At 63.5% G+C, this 22,685-nt stretch carries 23 protein-coding genes and 1 riboswitch; of the genes, 19 read left to right on the forward strand and 4 right to left on the reverse strand.

Annotation, left to right across the window (positions count from 1 at the left end):
* The first annotated feature begins 18 nt into the window (after positions 1–18).
* From NGR_RS01170 to NGR_RS01205, 8 genes are all read left to right on the forward strand, one after another.
* Positions 19–210, forward strand: coding sequence for a hypothetical protein (locus NGR_RS01170; protein WP_164923795.1), 192 nt, complete (start codon positions 19–21; stop codon positions 208–210).
* 116 nt (positions 211–326) lie between these two features.
* Positions 327–1,130: an SDR family NAD(P)-dependent oxidoreductase gene (locus NGR_RS01175; RefSeq protein WP_012706305.1), complete on the forward strand. Its 804-nt coding sequence runs from the start codon at positions 327–329 to the stop codon at positions 1,128–1,130.
* A 57-nt stretch (positions 1,131–1,187) separates the two neighbouring features.
* Entirely contained in the window at positions 1,188–2,777 is a 1,590-nt protein-coding gene (locus NGR_RS01180; protein WP_012706306.1) for an MFS transporter, read from the forward strand.
* 163 nt (positions 2,778–2,940) lie between these two features.
* On the forward strand, positions 2,941–3,885 hold the full coding sequence (locus NGR_RS01185) for a GlxA family transcriptional regulator (protein ID WP_164923796.1): 945 nt from the start codon (positions 2,941–2,943) through the stop codon (positions 3,883–3,885).
* A 144-nt stretch (positions 3,886–4,029) separates the two neighbouring features.
* Positions 4,030–5,076: an alpha/beta fold hydrolase gene (locus tag NGR_RS01190; protein ID WP_012706308.1), complete on the forward strand. Its 1,047-nt coding sequence runs from the start codon at positions 4,030–4,032 to the stop codon at positions 5,074–5,076.
* 409 nt (positions 5,077–5,485) lie between these two features.
* On the forward strand, positions 5,486–5,902 hold the full coding sequence (locus NGR_RS01195) for an organic hydroperoxide resistance protein (RefSeq protein WP_012706309.1): 417 nt from the start codon (positions 5,486–5,488) through the stop codon (positions 5,900–5,902).
* 138 nt (positions 5,903–6,040) lie between these two features.
* The gene (locus NGR_RS01200) at positions 6,041–6,706 is read left to right on the forward strand and encodes a VOC family protein (RefSeq protein WP_012706310.1); all 666 of its coding nucleotides are present in this window, start codon (positions 6,041–6,043) and stop codon (positions 6,704–6,706) included.
* Between the two features lie 30 nt (positions 6,707–6,736).
* Complete coding sequence (locus tag NGR_RS01205) at positions 6,737–7,945, forward strand: NADH:flavin oxidoreductase/NADH oxidase family protein (RefSeq protein ID WP_012706311.1); 1,209 nt, start codon at positions 6,737–6,739, stop codon at positions 7,943–7,945.
* A 187-nt stretch (positions 7,946–8,132) separates the two neighbouring features.
* Here NGR_RS01205 and NGR_RS01210 read toward each other — a convergent pair whose 3' ends face one another.
* The 4 genes from NGR_RS01210 to NGR_RS01225 are packed head-to-tail and all read right to left on the reverse strand — an operon-like array spanning position 8,133 to position 10,787.
* Positions 8,133–9,455, reverse strand: coding sequence for an ATP-binding protein (locus tag NGR_RS01210; protein WP_012706312.1), 1,323 nt, complete (start codon positions 9,453–9,455; stop codon positions 8,133–8,135).
* A complete protein-coding gene (locus tag NGR_RS01215; protein ID WP_012706313.1) occupies positions 9,455–10,192 on the reverse strand; it encodes a response regulator in 738 nt (245 codons plus the stop codon). Before NGR_RS01215 ends, NGR_RS01210 begins: the two co-directional genes overlap by 1 nt.
* Before the next feature lie 39 nt (positions 10,193–10,231).
* Entirely contained in the window at positions 10,232–10,375 is a 144-nt protein-coding gene (locus NGR_RS01220; RefSeq protein WP_164923763.1) for a hypothetical protein, read from the reverse strand.
* A gap of 10 nt (positions 10,376–10,385) precedes the next feature.
* Positions 10,386–10,787, reverse strand: a complete 402-nt coding sequence (locus NGR_RS01225; RefSeq protein WP_012706314.1) for a cupin domain-containing protein — start codon at positions 10,785–10,787, stop codon at positions 10,386–10,388.
* A gap of 388 nt (positions 10,788–11,175) precedes the next feature.
* A riboswitch (cobalamin riboswitch) is annotated at positions 11,176–11,407 on the forward strand.
* A 191-nt stretch (positions 11,408–11,598) separates the two neighbouring features.
* Between NGR_RS01225 and NGR_RS01230 the strand changes: the two genes are divergently transcribed.
* The 11 genes from NGR_RS01230 to NGR_RS01280 all read left to right on the forward strand — a co-directional run bounded on the left by NGR_RS01230 (position 11,599) and on the right by NGR_RS01280 (position 22,593).
* Positions 11,599–12,633, forward strand: a complete 1,035-nt coding sequence (locus tag NGR_RS01230; RefSeq protein ID WP_012706315.1) for an ABC transporter substrate-binding protein — start codon at positions 11,599–11,601, stop codon at positions 12,631–12,633.
* Positions 12,630–13,658, forward strand: coding sequence for a FecCD family ABC transporter permease (locus NGR_RS01235; protein ID WP_164923797.1), 1,029 nt, complete (start codon positions 12,630–12,632; stop codon positions 13,656–13,658). The genes NGR_RS01230 and NGR_RS01235 overlap by 4 nt, the downstream gene beginning before the upstream one ends.
* Positions 13,655–14,458, forward strand: a complete 804-nt coding sequence (locus NGR_RS01240) for an ABC transporter ATP-binding protein (protein ID WP_012706317.1) — start codon at positions 13,655–13,657, stop codon at positions 14,456–14,458. Before NGR_RS01235 ends, NGR_RS01240 begins: the two co-directional genes overlap by 4 nt.
* Complete coding sequence (locus NGR_RS01245) at positions 14,455–14,910, forward strand: pseudoazurin (protein WP_012706318.1); 456 nt, start codon at positions 14,455–14,457, stop codon at positions 14,908–14,910. The genes NGR_RS01240 and NGR_RS01245 overlap by 4 nt, the downstream gene beginning before the upstream one ends.
* A gap of 320 nt (positions 14,911–15,230) precedes the next feature.
* Positions 15,231–15,422 (forward strand): DUF6494 family protein, encoded by a 192-nt coding sequence (locus NGR_RS01250; RefSeq protein WP_012706319.1) that lies wholly within the window; start codon positions 15,231–15,233, stop codon positions 15,420–15,422.
* Positions 15,423–15,765: 343 nt separating this feature from the next.
* On the forward strand, positions 15,766–16,791 hold the full coding sequence (locus NGR_RS01255) for an ABC transporter substrate-binding protein (RefSeq protein WP_012706320.1): 1,026 nt from the start codon (positions 15,766–15,768) through the stop codon (positions 16,789–16,791).
* A 72-nt stretch (positions 16,792–16,863) separates the two neighbouring features.
* Positions 16,864–18,369 (forward strand): sugar ABC transporter ATP-binding protein, encoded by a 1,506-nt coding sequence (locus tag NGR_RS01260; protein WP_012706321.1) that lies wholly within the window; start codon positions 16,864–16,866, stop codon positions 18,367–18,369.
* Positions 18,369–19,361: an ABC transporter permease gene (locus NGR_RS01265; protein WP_012706322.1), complete on the forward strand. Its 993-nt coding sequence runs from the start codon at positions 18,369–18,371 to the stop codon at positions 19,359–19,361. Before NGR_RS01260 ends, NGR_RS01265 begins: the two co-directional genes overlap by 1 nt.
* Positions 19,358–20,314 carry an ABC transporter permease gene (locus NGR_RS01270; protein ID WP_012706323.1) on the forward strand — a complete coding sequence of 319 codons (957 nt, stop codon included), beginning with the start codon at positions 19,358–19,360 and terminating at the stop codon, positions 20,312–20,314. Before NGR_RS01265 ends, NGR_RS01270 begins: the two co-directional genes overlap by 4 nt.
* The gene (locus NGR_RS01275) at positions 20,311–21,330 is read left to right on the forward strand and encodes a LacI family DNA-binding transcriptional regulator (protein WP_164923798.1); all 1,020 of its coding nucleotides are present in this window, start codon (positions 20,311–20,313) and stop codon (positions 21,328–21,330) included. Before NGR_RS01270 ends, NGR_RS01275 begins: the two co-directional genes overlap by 4 nt.
* Before the next feature lie 18 nt (positions 21,331–21,348).
* Positions 21,349–22,593, forward strand: a complete 1,245-nt coding sequence (locus NGR_RS01280; protein WP_012706325.1) for a Gfo/Idh/MocA family protein — start codon at positions 21,349–21,351, stop codon at positions 22,591–22,593.
* Positions 22,594–22,685: the final 92 nt, after the last annotated feature.

The raw sequence follows: 22,685 nt of genomic DNA on the forward strand, positions 1-22,685 counted from the left end.
CCAACAAGGAGAGTTCGAATGCGGATTTTTGCGATGGCCGTCGCCATCACGGCGCTCGCGGTCGCGCCGTGCGCCTGGGACACCGCTCCGCCGGAGCCGCCGGCGATCGGAGCGCTCTTCGGCGGGCCAATGGCTTCGCCCGATGAAGGTCCGGCGTTGGCGACGCCGAGACCGGTCACGCCGATTGCGGTAGATGCCGTGCTCAAATGACAGTACTCGCCGACATCGGTGCAGCGCATGACCTAAATCGACGGATATACGACATTTGAGACAAGAAGCGCGTGCCCTACGATCAAGGCTCCAAACTCGAACCAATGGAGCCTGTCATGACACAGAAATCAAAAGGGACCGCGCTGATTACCGGCGCTTCCTCCGGCATCGGTGCGATTTATGCCGATCGGCTGGCACGCCGGGGATATGATCTGATCCTGGTCGCCCGCAACCAGTCCCGCCTCAATGAACTGGCCAAGCGCCTGGCAGACGAGACGGAGCGTGCCATCGAGGTCGTTGCGGCCGACCTCGGCAACAAGCCGGATCTCGGCCGGGTCGAGCAGATACTTCGGACCGATGCCAGCATCACATTGCTGGTCAACAATGCCGGCGTCGGTGCAACAGGGCCGCTGCTCACGTCCGATGTCGACAAGATGGAGGAGATGATCACGCTGAATGTCAACGCCCTGACGCGACTGACCTATGCAGTGGTGCCCGGCCTCGTCGCCCGCGGCACGGGCGCGATCATCAACATCGCTTCCATCGTCGGTATCGCGCCGGAAGTGCTGAACGGCGTCTACGGCGCCAGTAAGGCCTTCGTGCTCGCCTTTACCCTGTCGCTTCAGAAGGAACTTGCCGACAGGAATATCCGCATTCAGGCGGTGCTCCCCGGCGCCACGGCCACCGATTTCTGGGACATTGCGGGAACTCCTCTGGAGCATGTGCCGAGTGAGATCGTCATGCCCGCCGAGGTTATGGTGGACGCCGCGCTCGCCGGCTTCGATCTCGGCGAACAGATCACAATCCCGTCGCTGCCGGAGGCTGCCGATTGGGAGGCTTATGAAGCGGCTCGGCAGACACTCATGCCAAACCTTTCCCTCAGGACGCCGGCGGCACGCTACCGGTCTGCGGCATTCTAAGGCGCGAAAGATCTCCCACAAACCACCTGCGACAACCCGGGCACCGAGGAGGGTTCAATGAGTACGCCACCCCTGACACGTCAAAATTTGCTGTTCCTCGCGACCGGGTTGGCCGGGTCCTTCCTGGTGAATCTGTCGGCCCAATTCACCTCGGCAAACATCTCCGACATCCAGCAAGGGCTCTTGGCAGGCGCGGACGAGGGCTCCTGGATCACTACCGCCTATACCATGGGCAGTTGCGTCGGCATCGTCACCTCAGGCCTGTTGATCGGGGCCTTGAGCATCGGCCGGTATCTGGTCGTAAGCTCCATCCTGTTTGCGGCCGCGGCTCTCGCTGGCGCCTCGACGAGCGAGCTTGGTGCAATGGTCGCATTGCGATCGCTGCAAGGCTTCGCAGCCGGCGGGTTCGGGCCGGCGGCATTCGTCGCCGTCTTCATGGTCGCCGGCGGACCGCGTCTGGCCCATGCCGTAATCATATTAGCATTTGCCCTCCTCTTTTCCGGGACAGCAGGGGCTGCCATTGCGGGCTATGTCTCAGACAGTTTCGGCTGGCGCGGTCTTTTCGCCGTTCAGGCAGCCATCGGCGCAGCTTTGGCGCTTGCCGCCTGCCTCTGGGTTCCACACAAGGCCCTGAACTGGTCGGCACTGAGGGCTGATTGGAGGTCCATCATTCTGTTGTCGCTCGCGCTTGCGAGCCTGATGCTGGTTCTCAATCAGGGAGCACGCCGCTTCTGGTTCGCAAACGAGATAATTGTCTGGGGCACGGCCTTGACCGCCGCCGCTTGGGCGAGCTTCATTTTCGTGTCCCGCTCTTCGCCTGTGCCGATTGTAGCGCCCCGGCTGCTTCTCACCCAGAAGTTCGGTCTTCCGATAGGCCTGAATTTTCTGCTACGCGCCGGCCTCGCCGTAAGCTCTTACCTTGTGCCGCAATTCCTCGCGACCGTAGAAGGTTATCGGCCGCTCGACGTTTCCGAGCTCATGCTTTGGGCCGCGGCTGCCCAATTGCTCGCCCTCCCGCTGGTATGGTGGTTTCTGCATCTATGCGACCTGCGCGTGGCGATGGCAATTGGTGTCGTCCTCCTGCTGTCCGGCATAATCCTCATGGGCAGTGAAGCGACTACGTCGGCGCGGGAATATTTCCACTATGGGCTCGCCATATATGCGGCCGGCCAACTGTTGCTGTTGACCCCAGCGATGATTGTGGGCACGGGCAGTTTAAAGCCTGCAGACCTTCCGACAGCATCGCTGACATTCAACATCAGCAACCTGGCTGGAACGACTCTCGGCGTCGGAATTCTATCCAGCTTCGTTGCTGAGCGTCAGAAATTCCATTCGGACGCCCTTACCGAGGCCGCGTCGCTCTACCGTGCGTCTGACGGAGAGTGGGTCTCCGGCCTCGTCGGCGCTGTTGCGGGCCGGGTTGCGAGCGATGCCGGCGCCACGGTGCGGGCAGCAGCGCAGATTGGGTCGGCGGCTAGGCGGCAGGCCTGGGCACTTGCATTCGGCGACGGCTTTCTCGTCGTAGCCCTCATGCTGGTGCTGGGCATCGTCGCGGTTGTGGCAATAGGCCGTTCGCCGCCCATTCCGCGTCCGGTCAAGTTTTTTCGCAGAGAGAAGCCGCTCGAGACTGAGAATCATGTCGCCTGAACAGACCGCGGTTGGGAGAACGATGTGCACAAAAGCAAAGTGCGTCACTCAAAATTTCCCCGATCGTGACGCGCTTCAGGCCCGGATCGGGGAAACCGCGTGGCAGTTTGCTTCAAGCAGGAATATCGTATCGCGGAAAAATCCAGCAAGGAAGTTGCCTCCAATGCACAGGGTCGGCTTTGTCGTCTTTCCAAGATTCCAGCTCATGGGTTTCGCGGCGGTAACCGCTTTCGAGATGGCGAACTCCGCAATTGGGGGCCCGGCCTACGGGATCGAGCTGCTCTCGGAGGCGGGCGGCGAGGTCAAGTCGTCGGCCGGCTTCGGCGTGCTCACGAAATCCTTCGACGACACGCCTTATGAGACCGTAATATTCGGCGCCGGCGCGACAATCGAGCCGATCACACCCGGGCTGATCGCATTTGCGCGGCACGCGCTTGAAACCTCGCGCCGAGTGGCAGCGCCCTGTACCGGCGCCTTCGTTCTTGCGGAGGCGGGCCTGCTCGATGGACGCCGCGCCACCACGCATTGGGCCTTCGCGCGCCAGCTTCAGGAGCGCTTCCCGGCCGTGAAAGTCGAGGACGATCGCATCTTCATCGTCGATGGAAGCGTGTGGACGTCTGCCGGGATGACCGCAAGCATCGATCTCGCTCTCGCGATGATCGAGAAGGACCATGGTCAGGACGTTGCGCGCTGCGTCGCTCGCAAGCTCGTCGTCTATCACCGGCGAGCCGGCGGCCAGTCGCAATTTTCCGCTTTGCTGGAACTCGAACCGAAGTCCGACCGGATCCAGAAGTCGATCGATTACGCCAAGGCGAATCTCCGCGGTGCGTTATCGGTAGAGGACCTGGCGGATGCGGCGGGGCTCAGTCCGCGCCAGTTCAGCCGGGCGTTTCGGTCCGAAACAGGACAGTCGCCCGCCAAGGCGGTGGAGAATCTCCGGGTGGAGGCGGCCCGGCTGATGATGGAGCAGGGCCGGCACTCGATGGACGTGATCGCGGTGGAGACCGGTTTCGCCGATCCTGACCGCATGCGCCGCGCTTTTCTTCGCACGCTTGGACAGCCACCGCAGACGATCCGGAGGAATGCGCGCGATCGTGTGTCCGCATAGCAAGCGGGGCCGGAGAATTGTAACGCACAGTATCCCGGGGCGCGCGCCCTACATGGGCTTTCAATCGCGGTCTTGCGAAGTCACAAGCAAGATACATGAACATCGCAATCCGCGACTGTAGTTCACACAGTCCGGAGAAGATCGATGACAGGGGAAATCAACTCACAGCGGCGTCGGTTCGTGGGGGCAGCGGCGTTGACGCTAGCGGCTGCGCAATTGGGCATGACCAGCCTCGCCGCCGCAAAATCAGCCAGCGAAGCCGGCATTCCGGCGATAACGCCGGGGACGAACACATCCTTCACCTCGTTCAAGCAAATCGAGGCCGGCGTCCTCAATGTGGGCTATGCGGAACTCGGCGCGGGCGATGCGCCTGTGGTCATCCTTCTGCATGGCTGGCCCTATGACATCCACACCTATGTCGACGTGGCGCCCTTGCTGGCGGAAGCCGGCTACCGGGTGATCGTTCCCTATCTGCGCGGCTATGGCACGACGCGCTTTATTTCGGAGGACACGCCGCGCAACGGTCAGCAGTCGGCGATCGCCGCCGACACCGTTGCGCTGATGGATGCGCTAGGCATCGGCAAGGCGATCATCGGCGGCTGCGACTGGGGCGCGCGAACCGCCAATATCCTCGCCGCCCTCTGGCCGGAGCGGTGCAAAGCCCTGGTCTCCGTGAGTGGCTACCTGATCGGCAGCCGCGAGGCCAACAAGATGCCGCTGCCGCCAGGCGCGGAGCATGCCTGGTGGTATCAGTTCTACTTCGCCACTGAACGCGGGCGAGCTGGCTACGAGCGAAACCGAAAGGAATTCGCCAGACTTATCTGGCAGCTCGCATCGCCGAAATGGAATTTCGACGACGTCACCTTCGACCGGAGCGCGGCCGCCTTAGAGAACCCGGATCATGTCGATATCACCATCCACAATTACCGCTGGCGGATCAGCCTGGCCGACGGCGAGCCGAAATATGACAACCTGGAAGAAAGGCTCGCCAAATTGCCGCTGATCGGCGTGCCGACGATCACGCTCGAGGGCGACGCCAATGGCGCCCCGCATCCGAAGCCCGCGGCCTATGCCAAGAAGTTCTCGGGCAAGTACGAGCATCGGCTGATCACCGGCGGCATCGGCCACAACCTTCCCCAGGAAGCGCCGCGGGCCTTTGCCAAGGCGGTGATTGACGTCGATCGTTTCTGATCCCTTTTGCCGCGCAGCTCGGGTCGCGTCCTTTCAGGCGCACTTCAGCGGCGCGCGCCTTATCAGGCGCGCAAAGGTCGATGTAGCGCTTTTGCTGCATGTCTTTTTCTTAAATCGAGGTCGATTCAAGGAGACAAGCGGTAGGACAGCTGTAGAATTCCAAAGCGCGTCCGCGTTCAACAATGCGACGCGCTTTAGGTTTCGTTTTCATGCAGTCGTGTTCGAACCGCGCCGCGCTTCTGACAGCGCTTTTCGTATCGCAGTGTGTCAATTCCGTCTTCTGCCAGCATTCGCTTACTTTTCGGTCGCGTCACGAAACATTCCATACATGTGCGGAGCGGCATGTGTGCCTCGACGGTCGGACAAGCCAATTGAGCCAGGCGTCATCATCTCAGGAAGGAAGGACACCATGACCGAGACCGAGAAGGTACTTTACACCGGCAAGACGCGCACCACCGGTGGCCGTGAAGGCGCATCCCGCAGTTCTGACGGGCGCCTGGACGTCAAGCTTTCCCTACCCGGCAGCTCGAAGCCCGGAACAAACCCGGAGCAGCTCTTCGCGGCCGGTTGGTCGGCCTGCTTCATAGGGGCGATCGGAAAGGCGGCCAGCGAGCGGAAGGTAACACTTCCGGTCGATCTGGCGGTGGATGCGGAAGTGGATCTTTTCCACGACGCCGGCGCCTATTCGCTGCAGGCACGGCTCAATGTGAACATGCCGGGCATCGAGCGCGACACGGCACAGGCGCTGGTCGAGAGGGCGCATCAGACCTGCCCTTACTCCAAGGCGACGCGCGGCAATATCGACGTCGCGATCAGCATCGTCTGAAACTGAAGAAGACGCATCCCGACCGAGGCGTCTCGGTCGGGGACAGCCGGCGATTTTCGCGCAGCTGAGGCAGCGTTCAGATCGCGGCGCACCGAATTGCACCGGCGCCTTGCGCCTCCCAAACTCAAGGAGAAAAGCATGACCACTGCAACCAACAGCGAAAGAGCGCGACCCCTCGATATGAAGCTCGAGGTCATCGTCGTCCCCGTGACCAATGTCGATCGCGCCAAGGAATTCTACGCCAGCCTCGGCTGGCGGCTCGATGCCGATTTCGCAGACGGCGAGGCGTTCCGAGTGATCCAGTTCACCCCGCCCGGATCCGGCGCCTCGGTCATCTTCGGGACCAATGTCACCGACGCGGCACCGGGTTCCGCGCGGGGGCTGTACCTCATCGTCTCCGACATCGAGGCCGCCCGCGACGACTTGCGTCGTCGTGGCGTCGACGTCAGCGAAGTGTTCCACGCGGGCGATGTGCATGCGGGGGACGACGAGCCCTATCTGTTCGGGCGGCTGCGGGTCGGCGGTGCGGATCCCGAGCGCCGCAGCTACCGCTCCTACGCTTCGTTCAGCGATCCAGATGGCAACGGCTGGCTCTTCCAGGAGGTCACCGCGCGATTGCCCGGGCGCGTCGACGCGAGTACCACGACGTTCGCCTCGGCCGCTGATCTGGCGAGCGCGTTCCGCCGCGCCGAGGCTGCCCACGGCGACTACGAGAAGCAACTCGGCCACCGGGACGAGGACTGGCCCACCTGGTACGCCGACTACATGGTCCGGGAACAGACGAGCGCACCGCAGCCGTCATGATCGGCCGGCGGCAAATGAAGAGTGATTCCAATGCAACACCGTGGAACTCTGTTCGAACCGCTGCAACTGCCTTGCGGTCTAACCCTGAAAAACCGAATTGCGAAATCAGCGATGTCGGATTCCCTAGGCGACGGAACCGGCCATCCGACTGCCGAACAGACCAGGCTGTATCAGCGCTGGGCTGAAGGTGGGTTGGCCGTGTCCATAATCGGTGAGGTACAGCTCACCGGTTGTTACGCCGAGAACCCCGGCAATCTGGTACTCAATGAGGCATCCAACCTTGACCGGTTCCGGGAACTTGCGCGACATGGCAGCGAAAACGGCACCAAGCTTTGGCTGCAACTGGGGCACGCCGGAGCGCTTGCGTACGCGCCGACCAGCAATCCCAAGGGCCCGAGTGCCCTCGATCTGCCGGGTCTGCGCTGCGTGGAAGTAACATTGGACGAAATGCGTCAACTACCCTTGGAGTTTGCGAGGACAGCCTGGTTAGCACAGCAGGCCGGTTTTGGCGGCGTCGAAATTCATGCGGCGCACGGGTTCTTGCTTAGCCAATTCCTTTCGCCACTGTTCAACAAGCGGAGCGACGAATACGGAGGGGCAATCGCCAATCGCATGCGTCCTCTGCTGGAAGCTATCGAAGCAACTCGAGCAGCGGTCGGCCCGGACTTCCCCATTGCCGTGAAACTCAATTCCTCAGATCAACTTGAGGGCGGATTCGACAAGGAAGACGCGCTCAAGGTGGTGGCGGCGCTGGACCGGTCTTCGGTCGACCTGATCGACATTAGCGGCGGGACTTACTTTCCCGGAGCAAAGTCCGCCTCCGACGGAATGGGACGTGGACCCTACTTCCTCGAATTTGCAAAGCGCGCCCGCGCGGTAACGACCAAGCCCCTTATGCTGACAGGCGGTTTCAAGACGCGCGCGCAAGCCGAGGACGCTGTGGCAAGTGGTGCGGTTGATATTGTCGGTCTTGCGCGCGCGCTCGTCCTCGAGCCTTCACTTCCCGACCTCTGGAAAGCAGAACGGAAGCCTGAACCGTTCTTTCCCAGGTTCTCCGACGCCCCGGAGGGCGGGATCACCGCGTGGTACACGATGCGGCTCACCGAGATCGGCGCTGATAAAGAAACACCGGTTTTCGGCGATCTCGGCCAGGCAATCCGAGACTATGAAGCGCGCAACCAATCTCGAACAGGAATTTGGTTGCGTCACTTTGCCAATGATGTCGTGAGGCAAACCTAAAGCGCGTTGCGTTCGAACGTACCCACGCGGCGCGCTTTAAGTCTTTGTTTTTGTGCATGTCGTCATCCTAAAACCGCTGCACACTTTTGGGCGACATGCATTAGCTATAGGCGTCGATTGGCCAGCCGTGGAGGTCATGTCGAACACAGTCATCGGCTTTCGAACGTTTGTCAGCCAACGCCAAAGTCTACTGGCGCAGCGCAATTTCAGCCGCAAGACCGCCGCCATCGCGGTTGCGCAAGGTGAGTGTGGCGCCGATCGCGGTTGCCAACTGAAGGGCAATGGCAAGGCCGAGACCCGTCCCGCCGGTGTCGCGGTTGCGGGATTGCTCCAGCCGGAAGAAGGGTTGCAGCACCGCTTGCAACTGGCCGTCCGGTATGCCCGGACCGCGGTCGAGCACTGTTATGAGCACCGTGCCATCGTGGCGCTGAACCTCGATCTCCGCACCGCCGGCGAATTTCAGCGCATTGTCGATTAGGTTGGTGAGAACGCGTCTCAAGGCGTGCGGCCGGGTCACGATCGCGCCGTCGCTCAATTCACCGATGGTGACCGCCTTGCCGGTATCCTGATAATCACAGGCGAGACTCTCGATGAACGAAGCGAGATCGACGCGCGAGGCGTTTTCCTCCTTGCCGTGGGCGCTGCGCGCATAGGCGACCCCTTCCTTGACGAGGCGTTCGACTTCGCCGAGGTCCTGAACCAGCTTGTCCTTATCGACCGAGTCTTCGGCCATCTCCGCGCGGAGCTTCATGCGGGTGATCGGCGTTTGTAGATCATGCGAGATCGCCGCAAGGATCTGCACGCGCTCCTCCAGATATTGGGCGATGCGATCGCGCATCGCATTGAAGGCCGTGGCCGCATTGGCCACTTCCGTCGGTCCGGTCTCGCTGAGGCGCGGCGTGTTGCTGTTGGGGTCCAGCGTGTCGGCGGCTTTCGCCAGGTTGGCAAGAGGACGGATGGCCTGGCGCATGGCGAACCAGCTGCACAATACTAAAAGAGAAAGCTGCGCGACGAGCACGTAAGGCAGCCAGTCGGCAACCGGCATGACGCCTCTTGGCGTGACGTCTATCGTCAACGGCTCGCCATCGTTCAAGCGAAGATGCGCCTGAAGATGGCGGCCTGCCCCGGGGATCGATTGAACCTCGACCGGGTATTTTGCACCTATTGCAGCCTGGATCTTTGACGCCACCTCGGCGTCGTCCGGCTCGAGTACAGGATTGCCGGGGATGCCCGGCCCCAGAACGAACCGATAGGAGCCACGAGCAAGTTGATCGAGCCAGCCGGCGCGTTCGGCCGCCGGCAACCGGTCGAGGATAGCGATCGATGTCGCGACGTCGTTCTCGAGCGTATTGAACATCACCGACCTGGCGGCGAAATAGCGCTCGGAAAACAGCGCCGCAAACGACATGGCGTGAGCGATCGCGAGGCCTGCAAGAAGAATAATGAAAAGCCGCGCCCTGAGCGTGCGCGGCCACAGACGGATCCCTTTGAGAACCGCAGGCGTGGCCATCAACGCGGCTCCAAGATTTCGACCGGCATCGAGAAAACGTAACCTTCGCTGCGCACCGTCTTTATGTAGGTCGGGTCGCGGGCATCATCGCCAAGGCGCTGGCGAACCCGGCTGACGAGGAGATCGATGGAACGGTCGAAGAGTTCGGCCTCGCGTCCCTGCGTCAGATTGAGCAGCTGGTCGCGATTGAGGACACGCTGCGGGTGATCGACGAAGACGCGCAGCAGCCGGTACTCGGCGCCGCTGAGCGCGATCACGGTGCCGTCGGCGTCGATCAGATGCCTCGCCGTCGTGTCTAGCCTCCACTCACCGAAGCCCAGCAATTGCCCGGCTTCCGAGATCTGCAAGTTCGGAGGCAGCATGCGCGCGCGCCGCAGGACGGCTTTGATGCGGGCGAGCAACTCGCGCGCCGAAAAAGGCTTGGCGAGGTAGTCGTCGGCGCCCATTTCCAGCCCGATGATGCGGTCCATCTCGTCGGAGCGGGCAGTCAGCATGACAATCGGTGTCGCCTTGTGTCTGCCGACGCGCAGCTCGCGACTGAGCACCAGACCGTCATCTCCCGGCATCATGAGGTCGAGAATGATGAGATCGACGGTATTTCCATCGAGGAACGCGCGCATCTGTCGCCCGTCGGCGACCGCGGTAGCGCGCAGACCGTTCTTCTTCAGGTAGCTCGACACAAGCTCCCGGATTTCCCGATCGTCATCGACAATCAAGATGTGATCGATATGCTCCATGCCGCGACCTCCACCGTTCGACTACCATTTCTATCAAACTCAGAACGCCGTGGTAGCGGTATTCACCGATTGGTGCGTCGTGCGCCGAAGGGGAGGTCGACGCAATGGCTGGAAAGCGGCGCGCAACTCGGTGCTGAACAGGGCCGGCTCTTCCCAGGCGGCGAAGTGGCCGCCCTTGTCCATGCGGAAACGCTCACTTGACCGGAACGACCAGCGGGGTGCCCTTCTCGACGATGTATGTCGCAAGCTCGGACGCCCTGCCGTCGCCGACATTCTTCGCCAAGTGTGCCACTCCAGCCGGGATGAACAAAGTTTCTCCGGCATGAAGGGTGACCGGCGCTCTGCCCTCGAGCTGATATTGCAACGAGCCTTCGAGCACATAGGCCACCTCTTCGCCCGGATGAGAGTGCTTGATGGAGACTGCGCCGGGCTCGAAGTCGACGCGCACCTGGACCGCCTCCCGACCAGGGACGCCGAGGTCGCGCTGCACGAGATCGGTACGCTGAATTCCCGCTTGCTGCGCCTTGGCCCCGTGCAGCGCCAATCCGCTCCCCACGATCAGCAGCGCAGTCGTCATGATCCGCGACGTTCTCATATACTCGTCCTTTCAGCATTTGGGTCGAGGCTCGTTTTCGAAGCCAATGCCGCCATTTGAGCGCCTACGTATATTGACGCTGTGTCCGCCGGCCCGGACTTTTGTAACCGCATGTATGGCGGAAGCAGCGGAGCGAACGCGGCGCTCGGCGGGAGGCAGGCTCCACTCGTGCGGGCCGGGGAAAGCGCGAAACTGAAATGGCATTGTTTAGCAACGCAACGTCGATTGCCGGCGGTCGCCCGGTGGCAGCCAGCGAAGTTCAGGACGGGGCCAGGACTATGCCGGTACCGTGCATATCCTTTCAACTGCGCCTCCCTCAGTCACCGAGGTCGATTTGAGGAGACATGCAGCAGCAATGGAACCGGCCTTGACCAATTAAGATCAACTCACTAAGCAAGCCGACGACGGTTCCCCTACGACGAAGCGAAGGGGATTAATAGGGAACACGGTGCGGACGACCCAACAGGGACCAAGACCGTGGCTGCCCCCGCAACTGTGAGCGGATTGCCGCCCATCCTCGTGACGCGCAAGCGTCGTGCCACTGCGAATTCGATCGCGGGAAGGCAGGTGGACGGCAGATATCCGCAAGCCAGGAGACCTGCCGTCATGCGTTCACTCCAATCACGGGCGGGGATGCCCGGAACAGGACACGTCATGACCTCTCCTTGCGCCGACCTGCGCCTTGTTGCCTTCGGTCTTTTCCGTTCCTCGACACCCTCGAGCTGTCGCTAGGCGGGCTCACTCCGTCCGTTCGCGCCATGCCAGACCGCATTTCCTTGCGGCCGCTTTATCGAATCCGGGGAATAACCTTATGAAAAGCATCTTTGCGAAATCACATCGCGGCATCGCCTGCGCCGCTGCCGTTCTGCTGGCGGCAATCGGCGTCGAGGCTCAGGCCGCCGAAACCAGCTACCCGCTGACGCTTACCAATTGCGGCCATCAGGTCATCTTCCAAAAGGCGCCCGATCGTGCAGTCTCGATCGGCCAGAGCAGCACGGAAATCCTGTATCTGCTCGGCCTCCAGGATCGCATGGTGGGGACCGCCGTGTGGATCGGTCCGGTCATCAATGGCTATGAAGAAGCCAACGCCAAGGTCGAGCGGCTGGCCGACAACGACCCGAGCTTCGAAAGCGTCGTTGCCAGGAAGCCGGATCTCGTGACGGCGCAGTTCCAGTGGCATGTCGGGCCCGAGGGCATCGTCGCCAGGCCCGAGCAGTTCGAGGAACTGGGCGTTCCGGTCTACACGTCGCCGGCCGATTGCGTCGGCAAGGACAATAGCGGCGGCGGCGACGGCGTTCGCCATACGGTCTTCACGATGGACCTGATCTACCAGGAAATCACCGAACTCGTCCAGATCTTCAACGTCCAGGAGCGCGGCGAGAAGCTGGTCGCCGAGCTGAAGGCGCGCGAGGAAGCGGCGAAGAAGAAGATCGCCTCGGCAGACGGCAGGCTTTCCGCGGTGTTCTGGTTCTCGAGCGCCGAGCTCGACATCGATCCCTATGTCGCCGGCAAGAACGGCGCGCCGGGCTACATCATGCGCTCCCTCGGCATCAGGAATGTCGTCGACAGCGAAGAGGAATGGCCGACGGTCGGCTGGGAAACCATTGCCAAGTCAGGACCGACGCTTGTCGTCGCCGGCAAGATGGAGCGCCGCCGCTTCCCTGCCGACGACATTGCCGTCAAGCACAAGTTCCTGGAGTCCGACCCGGTCACCAGCCTCATGCCTGCCGTCAAGGAGGGTCACGTCGTCGAGATGGACGCCCAGGCGATGAACCCGACGATCCGGACCATCGAGGGCATCGAGGTGCTCGCCGATGCCGTCGAGAAATCCGGCCTGAACAAGTGATCGGCATCACGCCATCCTTGTCGCGGACGAGCGCCGGCCTGCTGGCACTCGTCGTGCTGCTCGTCGCGCTCTGGTTGGGCGCGGCGATCGGCGAAACGGCGATCCCCATGGGCGTCGTCGCCAAGACGGTCGCCAACCGGCTGTGGGATGCCGGCTACGGGCTCGATGCGCTCGACGAGGGGATCATCTGGAACTACCGGGTGAGCCGCGCAATCGTCGCCGCCTGCTGCGGTTCGGCCCTGGCGCTTTCCGGCGTCGTGCTGCAATCGCTGCTGCGCAATCCGCTGGCCGATCCCTATATCCTCGGGATCTCGGCGGGTGCATCGACCGGTGCGGTCGCCGTCGCCGTTCTCGGCATCGGCGCCGGGCTGCTGACGCTGCCGGTCGGTGCCTTTGTCGGCGCGCTCCTCGCCTTCGGGCTCGTCAGCCTGCTGGCGATGCGCGCCGGCAGGGGCCATGGCGCAATCATTCTGGCCGGCGTCGCCGGCTCGCAGCTCTTCAACGCGCTCACCTCCTTCATCGTCACCAAGGCCGCCAATGCGGAGCAGGCGCGTGCCATCATGTTCTGGCTGCTCGGCAATCTTTCCGGCGTGCGCTGGCCGGACGTCTGGGTCGCCGTGCCGGTCGCGGCGGTCGGCCTCATCGTCTGCCTGTGGCATGCCCGGGCGCTCGACGCATTCACCTTCGGCTCCGAATCCGCCGCCTCGCTCGGCATCCCGGTTCGCCGGGTCTATGGCGTCCTGATCGGCGTAACGGCGATGATGACGGCGGCCATGGTCAGCATGGTCGGTTCGATCGGCTTCGTCGGCCTCGTCATCCCGCACGTGTCCCGGATGATCGTCGGCGTCCGGCACGGATTGCTGTTGCCGGGCTCCGCCCTGATCGGGGCTGTGTTCATGATCGCCGCCGACATCGTGTCGCGCATTATCATTCCGGGGCAGGTTCTGCCGATCGGCGTCGTCACCGCGCTTGTCGGCGCCCCCGCCTTCGCCGTCATTCTCAGCCAGCGCAGGACAGTTCGATGACGCTCGCCGCTTGCAACGTGTCGTGGTCGACGGGCGGGGTTTCGATCCTCCGGGATGTTTCGCTCGACGTCGTTCCGGGTGAGTTTCTCGGCATCGTCGGCCCGAACGGCTCCGGCAAGACCAGCCTGATGTCGCTGCTCGCCGGCCTTCGGCGGCCGCGATCGGGCCGGGTGCTGCTGGACGGAGACGCTGTCGAGAAGCTGGGCCGCAAGGACATCGCCAGGCGCATCGCGCTGGTCGAGCAGCAGGCCGAAACCAGCGAGCGCATCTCGGCGCGCCGGGCGGTGGAGCTCGGCCGCACGCCGCATCTCGGGCCGTTCACGCCGTGGTCGGCGAGGGATGACGCCATCGTCGACGAGGCGATCCGCAATGTCGGCATGGCCGAGCTTGCGGCGCGGCTGTGGCACACCCTGTCGGGCGGCGAGCGGCAGCGCCTGCATATCGCCCGTGCGCTGGCGCAGCAACCGCAGATCCTGCTTCTCGACGAGCCGACGAACCACCTCGATGTCGGCCACCAGATCGGCCTGCTGCATCTCGTGCGCCAGCAGAAGCTGACGGCGGTCGCCGCGCTTCACGACCTCAACCATGCCGCCACGTTCTGCGACCGCGTCGCCCTGATGAGCGGCGGTCGGATTGTCGCGTCGGGGCGTCCGAACGAAGTGCTCACCGAAGAGCGAATCCGCGGCGTTTTCGGGGTCGACGCCGACGTCGAATTTCATGGCGAGGGCCGCTGCCATATCCGTTACCGCGCACCCGGTTCGCCGGCTGCCGAAAGGCCGATGCTGAAGAGGATTTCATGATCAAGCCTGCCAGGTTGCTGTTGACCACGATAGTCGCGCTCTCGACACCGGCACTGGCCGGCGCCGAGACGGTCGAGGTCAAGATGCTGAACCGCGGCGAAAAAGGTTCGATGGTCTTCGAACCGGATTTCCTGGGGTTGCAGGCCGGCGACAGCGTCAAGTTCATCGCCACCAGCAAGAGCCACAACGCCGCGACGATCGACGGGATGGTTCCCGACGGGCACGCGGGGTTCAAGGGCAAGATCAACAAGGAGATCCTCGTCACCTTCGATCAGCCCGGCTTCTACGGCATCAAATGCTCGCCGCATTTCGGCATGGGCATGGTGATGCTGATCAAGGTCGGCGACGTCGAACTGCCGCAGAGCTACCGTGCGATCGAGGTTCCCGCCCGGGCGAAACCGCGCTTCGACGCGCTCTGCGCCGCAGCTCAGGCGGAAGTGGCAGGGAAATAGCCTCCGCGGACAGGGCCACAGGCAGTCTGGCGAAATCCACTGCCCTTCGGTGCTGGCGCCGCGGCGCAATGCTGCAATGTAACCCAGGGCACTACTTGCTGATGGGAAACGCTCTATTTTCATGATTGTCAAAGAGCAGTTCTCCTCCACCGCCCAAAACGACCGGTTGCACTCCTCCGCCTCTCGGAACCGGTCAGCTCAGCAACCCCGACGCCTCCTCCAGGCTCGGGGTCTCTTTTGTATGGCGCCGCGCGTCGCCGTCCTCTTTCCTTGGCTGCTGGCCTTCCCTTACAATCCCTTCTGGACAGAGGAGATCCGCCATGAGCGAAGACGCCTTCAACATGTCGATCCGCAAATTCCTGAAGGAAGTCGGCATCACCTCACAGCGCAAGATCGAGGAGACGGTGCGCGAGGGCCAGACCGGCGGCAAGAAGCTGAAGGTCCGCATGACGCTAACGGCGGAAGGCACCGGCCTCAACCACGTGGTGGACGGCGAGATCGAGCTTCCATAAGCCCCGGCGAAGCGATCAAGCGGCTCGTCCGGCGCGACGGAAGCAAGAAAGGACAGCCAGTCAACCGCTGGTGCAGTCCGGGGACGAATGCTTGACGACCAAGCCTCGAGCATCTGCCGAATGTGCCGACCCCCCGGGAGATTCCGATCAGGCAACCAGCACCACCGAGCCCGTCGTGCGCCGCGCCTCGGTGGATTGCGGGGAGTGGGTGATCGACGGACGGGTGACTTGAAGAGATCCTGCCGCTCCAGCATCGCGGGGTTCGGATACAACTCTAAACTCGCCATTGAAATCGATTACATTTTCTGGCTTCATAGCTCACGCAAGATTTTGGGAGGATCTTATGACGAAATTCATTGCTTTTGCGCTTGGCACGGTCGCGTCCATCGTTGTCTCGGCCTCGGCGGTCAACGCGGAAACATTCAAGATCGGCCTGTCGAACGGTTGGGTCGGCAGCGAGTGGCGCACCCAGATGATCGACGAGGCGAAGGAAGCCGCGGCGAAATGGAAGGACAAGGGCGTCGACGTCGAGGTTTCGGTGCAGAGCGCCAATGTCGACGTGCCCGGGCAGATCGCCCATATCCGCAACTTCATCGCCGAGGGCGTCAACGCCATCATCGTCAACCCGAACAGCCCGACGGCCTTCGACCCGATCTTCGCGCAGGCGAAGGAAGCCGGCATCCTGGTGATTGCAACCGATGCGGAAGTATCCTCGCCCGATGCGGTCTATGTCGGCATCGACCAGACCGCCTGGGGCGCGGCCGGCGCCAAGTGGCTCGCCGAGACACTCGACGGCAAGGGCAAGGTGGTGGCGATCAACGGCGTCGCCGGCCATCCGGCCAACGAGATGCGGGTCGCCGGCTACAAGTCGGTCCTCAAGGATTTCCCGGATATCCAGATCGTCAATGAAGTGAATGCCAACTGGGATCAGGCCCAGGGACAGCAGGCGATGCAGAACATTCTCGCCACCTATCCGGACATCAACGGCGTGGTGGTGCAGGACGGCATGGCAGCAGGCGCCTGGAAGTCGATCATGGATGCCGGCAAGAAGGACCAGATCGCCGCGACCGGCGAGATCCGCAAGGACTTCATCGACCTCTGGATCAAGGACAAGCTGAACTCCGGCGCCACCGTGAACCCGCCCGGCGTCATGGCGAGCGCCCTCAACGTCGCCGTGCTGATGCTGCAGGGCAAGGAACTGAAGGAGCCCGCCAAGGCCGGCCAGTACGGCAACGCACTCTACCTGCCGATCCCGTTCATCGACTCGAAGAACGTCGAGAAGGCGGCAAAGCAGCTCGAAGGCAAGCCCGGTTACTATTCCTATACGAGCTCGCTTTCGATTTCAGACGCGGAAGCGCTCTTCAAGTGAGCCTGTCGGAGCGAATGGGCGCCGGCCGATCTGGCCGGCGCCCATGACCCGCAGCGTAACGGACGCGGTTCCATGTCGAAATTGAAACTGAACGGCGTAAGTAAGGCTTACGGCGCGACCTTGGCGCTCCGCCGCGGCGACCTCGAGGTGATGGCCGGCGAGGTCCACGTGCTGATGGGCTCGAACGGTTCGGGAAAGAGCACGCTCTGCAAGATTATTGCCGGCAGCGTGCGGCCGGACGACGGCCGGATCCTGATCGACGACACGCCGGTGACGATCACCGGACCGCGTTCCGCGCGGGCGCAGGGGATCGGCATCTTCTATCAGGAGCTCAGCCTCGCCGCACATCGCACGGTCGAGGAAAACATCTGCCTTGCCGCGCTGCCGGCCAAGGCCCGCCTCTTCGTCGACCGGACGGCGCTGAAGGAGCGGGCGGCGCGCTACATAGCGCTGTTCGACGGCGTATCCGGCGATGGCTTTTCCGCCGATGCGCTGGTCGGCAATCTCAGGCCCGACCAGCGCCAGCTCGTCGAGATCATGAAGGCGCTGGCAAGCGAGGCGCCGCTGCTCATCTTCGACGAGCCGACCTCGGCGCTCGACCGCGCCCAAGTCGAGCGCTTCTTCGAGATCCTGCGCGATCTGAAGCGGCGCGGCCGCGGCATTATCTTCATTTCGCACCGCATGGACGAGATCAAGGCGATCGGCGACCGCGTCACGATCATCCGCGACGGCGAGACGATCACCACGCTCAGTCTTGGCGAGACCGATGCCGGCACGGTTATCCGGCTCATGGTCGGCGGCGCCGGCGACATGCCCGCCTCGCAATCCTCCGCGCCGGCGATTGTCGACGCGAAGGACGGGGCGGCGCTGACGGTCCGCAATCTTTCGGGCGCCGGTTTCCGCAATGTCAGCTTCGAAGTGGCGCGCGGCGAAATCCTTGGCTTCGGCGGGCTGCACGGCCAGGGCCAGTCGGCGCTGCTCCGGGCGATCTTCGGCGCCGGCTCGATCGCGTCGGGCGAAATCCTGATAGGCAACGACCGGTTCGATGCGGCCAGTCCCCGCGACGCGATCAGGCGCGGCTGCGCCTACGTCTCCGGCGACCGCGGCCGCGACGGCGTCATCAGCGGCCGGCCGATCATCGAGAACGTCACGCCGATCCACTATCTGCGCGACCGGCTGATGATTGCCAGGCCGTCGAAGCTCAGCGACCGCGTCGCGCCGGCGCTCGAAAGCATGCATACGAAATTCGCGAGCCTCTTCCACCCGATCAACTCGCTGTCCGGCGGCAACCAGCAGAAGGTGATCATCGCCCGCTGGCTGATCGACCGTCCGGACGTGCTGCTGCTCGACGACCCGACCAAGGGCATCGACCTCTCGGCCAAGGCCGACCTCTTCGCGCTGATCAGGCAACTGGCGGCCGACGGGCTCGGCATCATCCTCTACTCTTCGGAAGATGCCGAGCTGCTCGGCAATGCCAACCGCATCCTGGTCTTTAACGGCGGCTCGGTCAGCCGGGAGCTCACCGGTCCGGAGCGTACCCGCTACAACCTCTACCAAGCCGCTTACGAGGCCGCCTGATGGCAGAGATCGCAACCAGCCCGACCTATCGGCGCGCCGGCGGCATCCGCAGGCTGCTCGAGCGCTATCCTTTCCTGCCGGCCCTCGCCATCGTGCTGGTGCTGCTTGCCTTGAACGGCTTCTTCTCGCCGAACAGCCTCAGCTACCGCTCGCTGACCGGACTGTTGAGCACCTATATGGCGTTGATCCTGCTGGCGATCGCCCAGACCTATGTCGTCTATGCCGGCGACATCGATCTGTCGGCCGGCTCGATCCTGTCGCTCGTCAATGTGGCGATCGTCGTGCTGATGGAGCGATGGGGCGGCGGTGCCGGCGCCGTGCTGCTGGCGCTCGCCCTCGGCCTGCTGCTCGGGCTCGCCTGCGGCCTTGTCAACGGGCTCGTCGTCGCGGCGCTGCGGCTGCAGGCGATCGTCGCCACCTTCGCGACCAGCATCTTCTTCACCGGCCTGGCGCTCTACATCCTGCCGGTGGCCGGCACCCCGGCGCCGACGATCTTCTGGCGCACCTATGGCGGCCGGCTTCTTGGGCTGCCCTTCGTGTTCTACATCCTGGCCGGACTGGTCTTGCTCCTGCTGGTGCTTGGCCGCACCCGTCTCACCACGCAATTGCTCGCCGTCGGCGACGACCAGCAGGCGGCCTTCCAGACGGGACTGCCGGTGGTGTCGATCAGGATCCGCGGCTACCTGCTCTGCGGGCTGTTCTCGGCGCTCGCCGCCTTCTGCATCACCGGCGACACGGCAAGCGGCGATCCGCTGGTCGGCGGCAAGATGACGCTCTTCAGCGTCGCCGCGGTGGTGCTCGGCGGCAGCGCTCTCTCCGGTGGCTGGGGCACCGTGGTCGGCTCTCTCCTCGGCGCGCTGACGATCGGTCTCATCAGTTCGGTGGTTTTCTTCATGGGGACGCCGTCCGAGTGGCAGAACTTCGTGCAGGGCCTTGCGATCCTCGTCGTCCTGATGGCCGGCGTGCTCGCCGGCCGGAGGGCGCGTCCATGAGCAGCGTTGTCTCGTTCCTTCGCCAGCCGATCGTCGTCGCGCTCGTCCTCATCGTCCTCCTCCTCTATCTCGGCGAATTGTTGTCTCCGGGTTTTGCCAGCGGTGCGCAGATCCTTCGGCTGATGATCGTCGCCTCGCTGCTCGGCATCGTCGCGGCCGGCCAGAATGTCGTCATTCTCGGCGGACGGGAGGGCATCGATCTCTCAGTCGGCGGCGTCGTCTCGCTGTCGGCGATCATCGCCGGCAATGTCATGCAAGGTGCCGATATCGGCATTGTGCCGGCGATCGCCGCCTGCCTTCTGGCCGGGGCCTTCTTCGGCCTGCTGAACGGCCTCGGCGTCACGCTGCTGCGCATTCCGCCGCTGGTGATGACGCTCGGCATGCTCGGCGTGCTGCAGGGCCTCCTCGTCGTCATCCGTATGGGCATTCCCTCCGGCCAGGCGGCGCCGGCCCTGTCGCGCTTCGTCACCCAGCCGCTTTTCTTCGGCGTGCCGGGGATCATCTGGCTGTGGGTCGCGATCGGCATCCTCATGGCCTTCATGCTCAACCGCACCGTCTTCGGCCACCGCATCTACGCGATCGGCTCGAACGAGCACGCCGCCTATATGGCGGGCGTGCCGGTCCGGTTGATGCGCATCGCGCTCTTCATGATCTCCGGCATGTTCGCGGCGGTCGCCGGCCTTTGCCTGCTCGGCTATTCCGGCTCGTCCTTCGCCAATGTCGGCGAGCAATATACACTGACCTCGATCATCGCCGTCGTCTTCGGCGGCACATCGCTCGCCGGCGGCAAGGGCGGCTATACCGGCACCATGGCCGGCGCCTTCCTGCTCGTCATCCTGCAGGGCATCCTCACCACGGTGAACATCGACGAATCCGGCCGGCAGATGGTATTCGGGGCGACCCTGCTCATCCTCATGATGTTCTATGGCCGGGGTCGGGCGATGCGCGCATGAGGGATCGGCCGAAGATCAAGGATATAGCCGAGAAGGCCGGCGTGTCGGTCGCCACCGTCTCGCGGGCGCTTTCCGACTCGGCGCTGGTGACGGCCGAGACGCGCCAGCGCATTCATGATCTGGCGCGCGAGCTCAACTACCGCCCCAATGTCAGTGCCCGCAACCTGCGCACCCGCAAGTCGATGGCGGTGCTGCTCGTCGTCCGCGACGTCGGCAACCCCTTCTATCTCGACATCCTGAAAGGCGTCGAGGCGACGGCGCGGGAAGCCGGCTATGCGGTGCTGATGGGCAATACCGAGAATGATCCGCTCCGCGAGATCGAGTATTTCAACATGCTGCGCGACGGCCATGCCGACGGCATGATCCTGATGACCGGCAAGCTGCCGCCGGCCGGCGGCAATCGCGCCGGCGGCTGGAACCATCTGCCTGTCGTGGTGGCACTCGAAATGATCGAAGGTTCAGGCCTGCCGCATGTGCAGGTCGACAATGTCGGGGCGGCGCGCGCGGCGGTCGAGCACCTGATTTCGCTCGGGCACCGGCGGATCGCCCATATCAGTGGTCCCGTCCCCGAGCCGATGAGCGTCTACCGCCGCGAGGGCTACCGGCTCGCCATGCGCGAAGCCGGCCTCGCGATCCCAGACGGCTACGAGGTGCGCGGCAACTTCCTGCTCGAAAGCGGCCAGGAATGCTGCCGGGAACTCCTTGCCCTGCCGGAGCCGCCGACGGCGCTCTTCGTCGCCAATGACGAGATGGCCTATGGCGCCGCCCATGAGCTGCGGCGGACGGGGCGCGACGTCCCCGGCGAGGTTTCGGTCGTCGGCTTCGACGATCTTTATCTGAGCAAGGCCTTCTATCCGCCGCTGACGACCGTCAGCCAGCCGCGCGCCGAGATCGGCCGCACGGCAATGGGGCTTCTGCTCAGTATCCTGTCGGGCGGCAGCGTCGGGGGCGACGAACCGATCGTGCTGCCGACGGCGCTCAATATCAGAGGCAGCACGGCACCGCCACGTGGTTGAATTAGGGGGAGGGAAGGAATGACTGCACTGCCAAGGCAGACCCTGCGCATCGGATTTGTCGGAACCGGCTTCATCGCCCGCTTCCATCTGCAATCCTTGATCGGTGTACGCAATGTGGAGGTGACCGGCGTCTATAGCCGCAAGGCGGAGAACCGCGAGCGCTTCGCCGAAGCGGTGAGGGAACTCGAACTCGGCATCTGCCGTCCTCATGGCAGCCTCGACCACCTTCTCTCGGCCGGCGACGTCGACGCGATCTGGATCCTGTCGCCGAACTATACCCGGCTCGAAGTGATGCGGACGCTGCATGCGGAGATCAAGGCGGGCCGCAGCCAGGTCTTCGCCGTCGCCTGTGAAAAACCGCTGGCGCGCACCGTCGCCGAAGCCCGCGAGATGCTGCATCTGGCGCAAGACGCAGGCCTCAACCACGGCTATCTCGAAAACCAGGTCTTCTGCACGCCGGTACTTCGCGGCAAGGAGATCATCTGGCGTCGCGCCGCCTTGACGACGGGTAGGCCCTATCTGGCCCGCGCCGCCGAAGAGCATTCCGGCCCGCACGAACCGTGGTTCTGGCAGGGCGACAAGCAGGGCGGCGGCGTGCTCTCCGACATGATGTGCCACAGCGTCGAGGTGGCGCGCCATCTGCTGACGGCGCCAGGTGCTGCGCGCAATTCCCTAAAAGTCAAGGCGGTGAACGGCACGGTGGCGAACCTCAAATGGACCCGTCCGGCCTATGCCGACCAGCTGCGGCAGCGATACGGAAACGAGGTGGACTACCGCAATCGGCCCTCGGAGGATTTCGCCCGCGCCACCGTGACGCTAGAGGACGAGGAGGGCCGTGAGCTGATGATCGAGGCGACGACCTCCTGGGCCTATGTCGGCGCCGGCTTACGGATCCAGCTCGAGCTTCTCGGCCCTGAATATGCGCTGGAATACAATTCGCTCGGCACCGGGCTGAAGATCTTCCTGTCGCGGGCGGTCAAGGGTTCCGAGGGCGAGGATCTGGTCGAAAAGCAGAATGCCGAACAGGGACTGATGCCGGTGCTCGAGGACGAGACCGGCGTCTATGGCTACACGGACGAAAACCGGCACATGGTCGAGTGCTTCAGGAAGGGCGTGAAACCGCTCGAGACCTTCGAGGACGGACTCGCAGTGGTCGAGATCCTGATGGGTCTCTACCGTTCGGCCGAAATCGGCGCGACGCTCCATTTCCCGGCGCCTGAGCTCGAGACCTACGTGCCGCTGGTGGCGCGAACCGGCGTGTAGCCGATCCCGAACGGAAGCTGCAGTATTAGATCCAGCATTGCGCTGCCGATTTTCCATTCAAAATTAGTTGACTCAGTCCACTAATGGGGCGA

Origin of the sequence: Sinorhizobium fredii NGR234 (assembly GCF_000018545.1) — a bacterium.
Taxonomy (GTDB): domain Bacteria; phylum Pseudomonadota; class Alphaproteobacteria; order Rhizobiales; family Rhizobiaceae; genus Sinorhizobium; species Sinorhizobium fredii_A.

Coding starts and splice junctions, on each gene's coding strand:
- NGR_RS01210 (WP_012706312.1), bottom strand. CDS start 9,455: ATGGCCACGCCTGCGGTTCTCAAAGGGATCCGTCTGTGGCCGCGCACG.
- NGR_RS01250 (WP_012706319.1), top strand. CDS start 15,231: ATGAGCGAAGACGCCTTCAACATGTCGATCCGCAAATTCCTGAAGGAA.
- NGR_RS01280 (WP_012706325.1), top strand. CDS start 21,349: ATGACTGCACTGCCAAGGCAGACCCTGCGCATCGGATTTGTCGGAACC.
- NGR_RS01195 (WP_012706309.1), top strand. CDS start 5,486: ATGACCGAGACCGAGAAGGTACTTTACACCGGCAAGACGCGCACCACC.
- NGR_RS01255 (WP_012706320.1), top strand. CDS start 15,766: ATGACGAAATTCATTGCTTTTGCGCTTGGCACGGTCGCGTCCATCGTT.
- NGR_RS01170 (WP_164923795.1), top strand. CDS start 19: ATGCGGATTTTTGCGATGGCCGTCGCCATCACGGCGCTCGCGGTCGCG.
- NGR_RS01265 (WP_012706322.1), top strand. CDS start 18,369: ATGGCAGAGATCGCAACCAGCCCGACCTATCGGCGCGCCGGCGGCATC.
- NGR_RS01230 (WP_012706315.1), top strand. CDS start 11,599: ATGAAAAGCATCTTTGCGAAATCACATCGCGGCATCGCCTGCGCCGCT.
- NGR_RS01245 (WP_012706318.1), top strand. CDS start 14,455: ATGATCAAGCCTGCCAGGTTGCTGTTGACCACGATAGTCGCGCTCTCG.
- NGR_RS01205 (WP_012706311.1), top strand. CDS start 6,737: ATGCAACACCGTGGAACTCTGTTCGAACCGCTGCAACTGCCTTGCGGT.
- NGR_RS01225 (WP_012706314.1), bottom strand. CDS start 10,787: ATGAGAACGTCGCGGATCATGACGACTGCGCTGCTGATCGTGGGGAGC.
- NGR_RS01180 (WP_012706306.1), top strand. CDS start 1,188: ATGAGTACGCCACCCCTGACACGTCAAAATTTGCTGTTCCTCGCGACC.
- NGR_RS01220 (WP_164923763.1), bottom strand. CDS start 10,375: ATGGACAAGGGCGGCCACTTCGCCGCCTGGGAAGAGCCGGCCCTGTTC.
- NGR_RS01175 (WP_012706305.1), top strand. CDS start 327: ATGACACAGAAATCAAAAGGGACCGCGCTGATTACCGGCGCTTCCTCC.
- NGR_RS01275 (WP_164923798.1), top strand. CDS start 20,311: ATGAGGGATCGGCCGAAGATCAAGGATATAGCCGAGAAGGCCGGCGTG.
- NGR_RS01240 (WP_012706317.1), top strand. CDS start 13,655: ATGACGCTCGCCGCTTGCAACGTGTCGTGGTCGACGGGCGGGGTTTCG.
- NGR_RS01270 (WP_012706323.1), top strand. CDS start 19,358: ATGAGCAGCGTTGTCTCGTTCCTTCGCCAGCCGATCGTCGTCGCGCTC.
- NGR_RS01215 (WP_012706313.1), bottom strand. CDS start 10,192: ATGGAGCATATCGATCACATCTTGATTGTCGATGACGATCGGGAAATC.
- NGR_RS01190 (WP_012706308.1), top strand. CDS start 4,030: ATGACAGGGGAAATCAACTCACAGCGGCGTCGGTTCGTGGGGGCAGCG.
- NGR_RS01200 (WP_012706310.1), top strand. CDS start 6,041: ATGACCACTGCAACCAACAGCGAAAGAGCGCGACCCCTCGATATGAAG.
- NGR_RS01185 (WP_164923796.1), top strand. CDS start 2,941: ATGCACAGGGTCGGCTTTGTCGTCTTTCCAAGATTCCAGCTCATGGGT.
- NGR_RS01260 (WP_012706321.1), top strand. CDS start 16,864: ATGTCGAAATTGAAACTGAACGGCGTAAGTAAGGCTTACGGCGCGACC.